The sequence below is a fragment of the Actinoallomurus acaciae genome (genome assembly GCF_042429965.1).
GTDB classification, from domain to species: Bacteria; Actinomycetota; Actinomycetes; order Streptosporangiales; family Streptosporangiaceae; genus Actinoallomurus; species Actinoallomurus acaciae.
On sequence record NZ_JBHLZP010000039.1, the window covers coordinates 21,092 to 29,694 of the forward strand.

Here is an 8,603-nt window from a genome sequence, read left to right on the forward strand (position 1 = left end):
ACCTGGAGGATTACCGGCCGGGGGTGATTTCTCGTGGCCTCGCACCGGCCGATCTTCATTCTGGGCTGCCCGCGTTCGGGCGGGACGCTGCTGCGGCGCATGCTGTGCGCGCACCCGCGCATCGCGATCCCACCGGAGACACGCCTCCTGCTCGACGCGTACGAGCATCGGAGCGCGTACGGCGACCTGCGCCGCCTCCCGAACCGGCAGGCGCTCGCGGAATGGATCGTCGCCGGCGCCGGCACCCGCTTCGACGGCCTGGGCCTGGACCCCCGCACGGTGGCCGAGGAGATCGTCAACGGCCCCCCGACACTGGGATCGGCCCTGGAGATCGCCTGGCGCGCGTACGCACGAAGACTGGGCAAACCCCGCTGGGGCGACAAACGCCCAGGATACGTCCAGCACATCGACGCACTACTACGCCTGTTCCCAGAGGCCCAGATCGTGCACGTCATCCGCGACGGCCGAGAATGCGTAGCAGAACTAAAAAGCACCTCATGGTGGCGAATGGGCATCTACCACGCAATCGCCACCTGGACCCAAGCCATCGACGCAGGCAGAGCAGCCGCCAAACACCTACCAGCATCAACCTACACAGAGATCCAGTACGAACACCTGATCACCGACCAGGAAACCGAACTACGCCGCCTATGCAAATTCCTAACAGAGGAATACACCCCAGAAATGACATCAGAACAACCAAAAAACAAAAAGCCCCACCTAGAACCATGGGAACAGGAACTATGTGAAGCAGTAATGACCGAACGCCTACTAACATACGGCTACGAACCAAAACAAAAACCAAGACCCGCCACAAAACACCTAGCCCACTACGCCGCAATAACCACCCACCGCCGCCTAGCCGCCAAAAAACGCACAATACTAGACTCCCGAACCCAAGACCCAACCCCCATAGCCACCCACCTAACCTAACCAAAAACCCTGAGGGGACGAGGCCCGAAGGGCCAAGTCCGGGGGCGTGGGGGCACCCCCCACACCGGGGGGCTCCGGGGGGTCGCCCCCCGGACAGACATAGCGAAGAGCCCGACCGGGAAGCAATCCAAAGGATTGCGACCAGGCCGGGCCCCAGCTCGTAGCGGGGGTAGGATTTGAACCTACGACCTCTGGGTTATGAGCCCAGCGAGCTACCGAACTGCTCCACCCCGCGTTGCGTTGTGTCTCTACTTTATGGGTAGCGGGCCCTCCTATGCAAATCGATACCGCTACCCGCCGGGCGTCGGTGTCGGGGCGGGAGTGGCCCGTGAGGTCGGTGAGCCGCTCGACGCGGGGGGCGACGGGCTGGCCGACGGCGTCGACTTCCCCTGTTCGCGCAGCTTGGCGAGCTGGTCCAAGGCGGCCTTGAGCTGCTTCTGCGCCTCCCCGTACGCCGCCCAGTCGCCCTTCGCCAGGGCGTTCTGCGCGTCGCTGTAGGCCTTGTTCGCCGCGTCGATGGCGGCACGCACGTCCTCCGACGACTGCAGCGGCGGGCCGGTCGGCGTCGTGATGCCTCCGCCCTTGAGGACCTGGTTCAGGGCGTCTTCGAGGGTCGCGCCGAACCCGATGTCGTTCCCGTACGAGACGATCACCCGTTTCAGCAGCGGGTAGGAGCCGGCCCCCGACTTGGCCTGGAGATAGACGGGTTCGACGTACAAGAAGCCTCCACCGAACGGCAGTGTCAGAAGATTGCCGCTCACCGTGGTCGATCCGGGCCCGCGCAACAGCGTGAGCTGCTGGGAGACGGTCGGATTGTTCTCGAAGGTGTTCTGGACCTGCTCAGGCCCAGGGGTCACCTGGCTGCGCGGCACCTGGAGGATACGGATCTGACCGTACGTCCGGCTCGTCGGCACGCTGTCGACGGCCATGAAGGCGGTGAGATTCGTGGCCTTGCCGCGGGGCACGAACGTCGAGGTCAGGGCGAAGCCCGGGCTGGTCTGGTCGGGCATCTTGACGCTCAGGTAGTACGGCGGCTCAAGGGCGCCCTCGCCGGTGGGGTCGTTCGGGACCGCCCAGAAGTCCTGTCCGCTGTAGTACGCCTGCGGGTTCTGGACGTGGTAGCTGGCGAGGATCTGCCGCTGCACCTTGAACATGTCCTCGGGGTAACGCAGGTGGGCCAGCAGGTCGGCGGGGATGGCCGTGCGCGGCTTGACGGTGCCCGGGAACGCCTTCATCCACGTCTTGAGGATCGGGTCGGACGGGTCCCAGGCGTACAGGGTGACGGTGCCGTCGTAGGCGTCCACCGTCGCCTTCACGGAGTTGCGGATGTAGTTGATGCGGTCACCGGCCTGCGCGGTGACGGACACGCGGGACTCGGTGTTGGTGTCTCTCGTGGCGTCGGCGAGGCTCGTGCGCTCGGAGTAGGGATAGTCGCTCGCCGTGGTGTAGCCGTCGACGATCCACTTGATCCGGCCGTCGACGACGGCGGGATAGGGGTTGCCGTCGACCTTGAGCCAGGGTGCGGCCTTCTGCACCCGCTCGCGCGGGGAACGGTCGTACAGGATGCGCGAATGGGAGTTGATCGCGCCGGACAGCAGGAGGTTCTTCTCCTTGAAGCGGATGGCGTAGAGCGTCCGGTTGAACACCGATCCGATCGGTACGCCGCCCTTGCCGGCATAGGAGTTGTTGTGCTGGCCGGTGGGGCTCTTGTCGTCGGGGTAGTCGAGCTCGCGGTCGGTGGCGCCGCCGACGATGGAGTACGACGGCGAGCGCTCACCGAAGTACACGCGCGGCTGGGTGATGCCGAGCGTGCCCGTCGGCGGGATGTTCTTCTCGGTGAAGGCGGGGGCGCCCTGGGAGTCGACCTGGTTGCCGGGGGCCGCCACGAACCCGTAGCCATGGGTGTAGACGAGATGGCTGTTGATCCAGTTGACCTGGCCGGCGGGCGGGCCGTCCACCTCGCGGACGGCGACGATGGTGTCGCGCAGCGCGTTGTTGTCGGTGGGGTCGGGATACCGGTCGATGTCGAGCGGGTTGGGGAACTTGTAGAAGCCCTTGATCTGCTGGAGCTGCTGGTACGTCGGCGAGACCACGGCCGGGTCGAGCAGCCGCACGTTGGGCAGGGTCGAGGTCTCCTGCTTGGCCTGCTCCGGGGAGAGCTTGGCATTCGGGGTGAAGTCGGTGATCTTGGCGCCGTCGACGTCGTACGCCGCGCGGGTGGCGGCGATGTTGCGCCCGATGTACTTGGCCTCCTTGTCGGCCTCGCTCGGCTTGACGTGGAAGGTCTGGACCAGCAGCGGGAACACGCCGCCGATGAGGATGGCCGACAGCACCAGCAGGCCGAAGGCCATGCCCGGCAGCATGGCGCCCCGGCGGATGATGGTGGCGAAGAACATCAGGGCGCAGATCAGGGCGATCGCGGCGAGGATCGTCTTGGCTGGCAGCACCACGTTGACGTCGGTGTAGGACGGGCCGGTCACCACGCCGCGGTTGGAGTGGGCCAGGCCCCACCGGTCGAACCAGTACGCCACGGCCTTGAGGAGCACGAACACGCCGAACAGCACCGACAGGTGCACGCGGGCGGCCGTGCTGACCCGCTCCCCCTCGCCCTGCACCCGTACGCCGCCGTACAGGTAGTGCACGATCAGCGCGGCGATGAAGGTGAGGATCACCGCGGTGAACAGGTAGTCGAGCACGACCCGCAGCAGCGGATACGTGAACACGAAGAACGAGACGTCCTTGTGGAACTGCGGGTCCTTGATGCCGAACGGCTGGCGGTTGAGGAACGCCAGCCAGGTGCGCCACTGGCCGGCGGCGGCCGACGCGGTGAGCAGGCCGACCAGGCCGAGGATCACGATGAGGATGATCCGCCGGTGGGGGTCCACGACGGTGCGGTAGCGGTCGAGGCCCTGCTGCTCGACGGACGAGGGCCGGTACGCGGGCCGGAGCCGGTAGGCCGTCACGACGTTGGCGCCGAGCAGCGCGACCATGATCAGGCCACCGGAGAAGAACAGCAGGACCCGGGTGGTGATCTGCTTGGTGTACACCGTGGAGAATCCGACGGAGCGGTACCACAGCACGTCGGTCCAGATCGCGGTGAACGCCAGGAAGGCCGCGACGAGGACCACGAGGGTGAGGATCACGGGCAGCACGAGCCGCGATCGGCCAACGTTGACTCGGCCGCTGAAGCCTGGGCTCCGGAAACTCACGACCGTCCCCCTTCGCCGGGTGTCTGTGAAGGCAACTTACCGAGGCATCCCCGGGTTCCCGTACACGACCGGCCACCTCCGGCGAAAACACCCGTGCGGACGGTGAAAAAATAGACCGGTGAGCCCATTGGAAGAGTTCGTGGTCGAACTCGAGCGCCATGTCGCGGGCGGCGGCTGGGATGCCGCGCCGCGCCTCTATGCCCTGGTCGAAGCCCCTGAGCTGCACGAGAACGAACCGGATCTCGCCCGGCGACTCGGGGTTCCGGACGTCCCCGGCCGGCTGGCCGCGCTGGAGCAGCCCGACCTGCCCGTCGACAAGCCGATCGACGACGTCCTCGCCGGCATCGAATGGCCGGGCGGCGTCGCCGGCTGCGCCCTCGCGGTCGAGCGCATCCTGCTGCCCGAGGGCGCGGAGGACGACATACCCGACGAGGACCCGACCGGCTGGGCGGCCCGGCATCCGGGCCGGGAGGACGTACGGCTCGTCGTGGGCGTGCTGCGCGACGGCTCCCGGCACTCGGCGATGCGGCTGCGCGGCCACGACAGCGACGACCAGGTGATGTCGGGCCCCGAGCTCGTCCCGGCCCTCGCCGAGGCGCTGGCCGCGACGCTCAGCTGATCACTTCGACGGGCAGGCGGGCACGGATCCCTGCCCGGCGCGCAGTGAGCTCAGCGCCTGCAGCGCGCCGTGCATGGTGTCGACCCGTACGAGCCGGAGCCCCTTGGGCGCGGAGGCCACGGCGTCGGAGCAGTTCTGCGTGGGCGTGAGGAAGATCGTGGCGCCCGCCTGACGCGCGGCGACCATCTTCTGCTGGATGCCGCCGATCGGCCCCACCTGGCCCTCAGGGGTGATCGTGCCCGTGCCGGCGATGAACTTCCCGCCGGTGAGCTCCTGCGGGGTCAGCTTGTCGTAGATCCCCAGCGAGAACATCAGCCCGGCGCTCGGCCCGCCGACGTCACCGACGCTGATCTTCACCTGGACGGGGAACTGGAACTTCTCCCGCAGCACCACGCCCACGACGGGCTTGCCGGGGGTGGTCTTGTCCGGGGAGGCGACCGTGCCCACGTCGACGGAGGAGTCCTTGCCCGCGCGCCGGATGGTGAACTTCACCGTCTGACCCGGCTTGTGCTTGCCGATCACCGTGCTGACCTCGGGCACCTGCTTGATCCGCGTGCCGTCGACGGCGACGATCTGGTCGCCGGGCCGCAGCTTGCCCGCCGCGGGCAGGCCCTGCTGCACCGAGTCGACGACGACCGTGGTGGTCGTCGGCATGTGCAGCTCATGCAGGGCGGCCGCGGTGGCGGCCTCCTGGGAGGTGGCCATCTCCTCGGTGTTCTCCTGCTCGACCTTCTTGGTCGAGACGTTCTTGGGGAAGATCGCCTCTTCCGGCACGATCGCCACGTCGGGGTCGAGCCAGCCGCGCAGGGCGGTGAACAGGTCGATGCGGTTGCCGGGCCCGCCCTGGTACGCGACGGTCACGAAGTTGAGGTGCCCGCTCTTGGGGTAGGTCTTGGCACCGCTGATCTGGATGAGCGGCACCTTGCCGAGTTGCCCCAGCGTGTTGGTGGTGGGCCCGGGACGCAGCGCGACGTACGGCACGGGAATGAACGCCCCCACCATGCCCAGTACGAGAATGAGCACGCTCGCGAAGATGAGGGTGGCAGCACGACGGGACATGCCGGAAGCCTACGCGGTCGATCGACCGCCCCGCCGGGCCCTGTCGGCGCTGTTCCGTTTCAGCGCGTCAAGGAAGCGCCGGAAGTATTCGACCTCTTCGAAACTGCGCCGGAAACGAGGTCGTCGTCCCCACATACGGATGAGCGCGCCCACGATCAGCGCGACGGTCACCGGGACGACCCACCACGCCAGGACGGACATGCGGCGTCACCTCCCGAAAACCGGTCACCACTTACGTAACCAGTATCTCGGGCGACAAATCACCCAATCCCCACCCATTCGTCTCCGCCATCGGCAAAGACCTGGTGTTTCCAGATCGGGACCTCGGTCTTGAGATCGTCGATCAGCGTGCGGCAGGCCTCGAACGCCTCCGCGCGGTGCGGGCAGGCCGCGGCGACGACCACCGCGAGATCACCGACGGCGAGGTCGCCCACCCGGTGCACGGCGGCGATGGCACGCACCTCGTAGTCGGCGACGACCTTCTCCATCACGACGCGCAGCCGGTCGGCGGCCTGGGGGTGCGCCGTGTAGCCCAGTCCGGACACCGCGCGACGGTGGTCCTCGTCGCGTACGGTGCCGACGAAGATCGCCGTGCCGCCCGCGCCCGCGTCGGCGACGGCGGCGAGCACCTCGTCGACGGACAGCGGCGTGTCACGGAGTTCCGCGAGCCGGATCACGTTCACCTGAGGAACGCTACCTCGCCACTCCAGGCGCTCAGACCGCGCCCGTCATGGCCTCTGCGAGCCAGGACGCGCGGTCAGGCCCGCAGGTGCGAGGGCTCCCGCCGAGGGAGCCCGCAACGGCGAGGCCGCCGAACTATCCGCGACGTTTCCTCCGCGCCCGGCGGACGATCGCCGCGGTGCCGATGACGGCGACGGTCGCGCCCGCCGCGGTGGCCATGGTCGCCTCCTTGCGCGCCAGCCGGCGGCCGACGACCGCGTGGCGGCCCGCGACCTCCTCGAGCAGCGCGTTCAGCGCCTCTGCGTTGTCGCGCGAGGGTTTCCAGCCGGCCGTGCGCAGGGTGGCGCAGTCGGCCACCCACGGGTAGACGACGTAGTGCAGGTCGGTGGCGGGCGCCGGAGTGACCCCGATGCGGTGCAGACGCTGCGCGGTGCCGAAGGTGATCGCCGCGGGCAGTTCGAAACGCCGCCGCCCGGTGATCTCCTCGACCTCCTCCGGCTCCAGCCAGCCCTCGCAGCCGACCGCGAACCGGCCGGAGACCTGGCCGGAGACGGCGAGTTCGAGGGCGGTGACCAGGTCATCGACGTGGCAGAACTGCCAGCGCTGCGCGGTCCCCTTGACGGTGAGCAGGCGCGGGGCCTCGAAGTGGCGGGTCACGACCGTGTCGATGCCCGGTCCGACGAGGGCCGCCGGGCGAAGCACCGTGACGGTCATGCCGGGGTGCGCCACCGGCGCCATGCCGGCGAGCTCCTCGATCTCCAGGAAGTCGCCGACGATGCCGTCGTCGAACTCGGCCGCCGGCGGCGAGTCCTCCGGGAGAGGCACGGGATTGCCCTCCTCGGCCCCATAGACCATGGCGCTCGTCACCAGGATCACCCGGCGGACGCGTACCGCCGCCGCGGCGGTGATGACGGTCTGCGCGCCGCGGACGTTGTACGCGCGGCGCTCGCGGTGACCGGTCTCCGGTGACTGGTCGACGTCGAGGTGAACGATCACGTCGACGTCGGAGATGCGGCTGGTGAGCTGTGGATCACGGATGTCGACGACCCGCCAGGTGACTCCCGGCACGTCTCCCCGATGGTCGTCCAGGGCGACGACCTTTCTGACGTCCGCCGAAGCGGCGAGCCGGGCGACCAGCGCGCGCCCGATGCCGTCCGCCGCCCCCGTGACGGCGACGACGGGGCCCGCGCTACGCCGTGGGCGAACCTGTCGTGTACTCAAGTCGAGCGAGTCCTCCTATCGCACGCCCCCGGGCTGCGACCGGATAACGTGAAGGTTGTGACCTATTCATCCTGCACGAGGTAGAGCCTGTGAGCGAGCGGAGCGAGCGAACCGGAAGGCACGCGCCCTCGTCTCTCCCCCGACGGAGGAGGGCCCACGGCGAGCGAACGAAAGAGCGCGAGCCCCGGTCTCCCCTCCGACGACGGAGGGCCCATGATGAGTCATGGACCAAAAACGCCTCCGTGTGGGATCGGTGAAGGAGTTCTCGTGAGTGACATCCCCTTCGGGTTCAACCGCCCGGGCGAGCCCGGAGACGAGAACGAACCTGGAAAGCAGGGTCCGTTCGGTGCGGGCAACATGCAGGACTTCGCCGCCATGTTGCACCAGTTCGCCGACATGCTCTCCAACCAGTCCTCCGGTGGCGGCCCGCTGAACTGGGATCTCGCCAAGGACATCGCCCGTCACCAGGTGGCCGAGAAGGGCGACCCGTCCGTGCTCGACGCCCAGCGCCGCGCGGTCGTCGAGGCGCTGCGCCTGGCGGACCTGTGGCTGGACGAGGTGACAACCCATCCCGCCGGTATTCGTACCCCGCAGGCGTGGAGCCGATCCGAGTGGATCGAGCACACCCTGCCGGTGTGGTCGACGATCTGCGACCCGATGGCCGCCCGCATGGTCGAGTCGATGGGCTCGGCGATGCCCGAGGAGATGCAGGCCGTGGCCGGGCCGCTCGTCGGCATGGTGAGGCAGATGGCGGGCGCGATGGTCGGCGGCCAGGCGGGGCAGGCGCTCGGCGGCCTGGCCCTGGAGGTCGTCGGCTCGAGCGACATCGGCCTGCCGCTGGCGCCCCCCGGCGTCGGCGCGCTGCTGCCCTGGGGCGCGGC

The 8,603-nt window shown here is 68.5% G+C and carries 8 protein-coding genes and 1 tRNA gene; 3 read left to right on the top strand and 6 right to left on the bottom strand.

The genetic code is table 11. The features are described 5' to 3' along the window. The first annotated feature begins 33 nt into the window (after positions 1-33). A complete protein-coding gene (locus tag ACFFNX_RS08050) occupies positions 34-933 on the top strand; it encodes a sulfotransferase family protein (RefSeq protein WP_378197603.1) in 900 nt (299 codons plus the stop codon). Positions 934-1,094: 161 nt separating this feature from the next. On the opposite strand, the gene ACFFNX_RS08055 is transcribed toward ACFFNX_RS08050, so the two are convergent. Next, positions 1,095-1,168, bottom strand: a tRNA-Met gene (locus ACFFNX_RS08055). Between the two features lie 55 nt (positions 1,169-1,223). Next, positions 1,224-4,085 carry a UPF0182 family membrane protein gene (locus ACFFNX_RS08060; protein WP_378197605.1) on the bottom strand — a complete coding sequence of 954 codons (2,862 nt, stop codon included), beginning with the start codon at positions 4,083-4,085 and terminating at the stop codon, positions 1,224-1,226. A 175-nt stretch (positions 4,086-4,260) separates the two neighbouring features. Between ACFFNX_RS08060 and ACFFNX_RS08065 the strand changes: the two genes are divergently transcribed. Continuing rightward, the gene (locus tag ACFFNX_RS08065; RefSeq protein ID WP_378197607.1) at positions 4,261-4,761 is read left to right on the top strand and encodes a PPA1309 family protein; all 501 of its coding nucleotides are present in this window, start codon (positions 4,261-4,263) and stop codon (positions 4,759-4,761) included. Here the strand turns inward: ACFFNX_RS08065 and ACFFNX_RS08070 are convergent, their stop codons facing one another. The 4 genes from ACFFNX_RS08070 to ACFFNX_RS08085 form a co-directional block, all read right to left on the bottom strand. Then, positions 4,762-5,820, bottom strand: a complete 1,059-nt coding sequence (locus tag ACFFNX_RS08070; protein ID WP_378197609.1) for a YlbL family protein — start codon at positions 5,818-5,820, stop codon at positions 4,762-4,764. 9 nt (positions 5,821-5,829) lie between these two features. After that, on the bottom strand, positions 5,830-6,021 hold the full coding sequence (locus ACFFNX_RS08075; RefSeq protein WP_378197611.1) for a hypothetical protein: 192 nt from the start codon (positions 6,019-6,021) through the stop codon (positions 5,830-5,832). Positions 6,022-6,080: 59 nt separating this feature from the next. Then, on the bottom strand, positions 6,081-6,503 hold the full coding sequence (locus ACFFNX_RS08080) for a molybdenum cofactor biosynthesis protein MoaE (RefSeq protein ID WP_378197613.1): 423 nt from the start codon (positions 6,501-6,503) through the stop codon (positions 6,081-6,083). A gap of 133 nt (positions 6,504-6,636) precedes the next feature. Next, entirely contained in the window at positions 6,637-7,722 is a 1,086-nt protein-coding gene (locus tag ACFFNX_RS08085) for an NAD-dependent epimerase/dehydratase family protein (RefSeq protein ID WP_378197616.1), read from the bottom strand. A 267-nt stretch (positions 7,723-7,989) separates the two neighbouring features. Here ACFFNX_RS08085 and ACFFNX_RS08090 point away from each other — a divergent pair. Then, the coding region (locus ACFFNX_RS08090; RefSeq protein ID WP_378197618.1) for a zinc-dependent metalloprotease at positions 7,990-8,603 on the top strand (614 nt) is incomplete at its 3' end.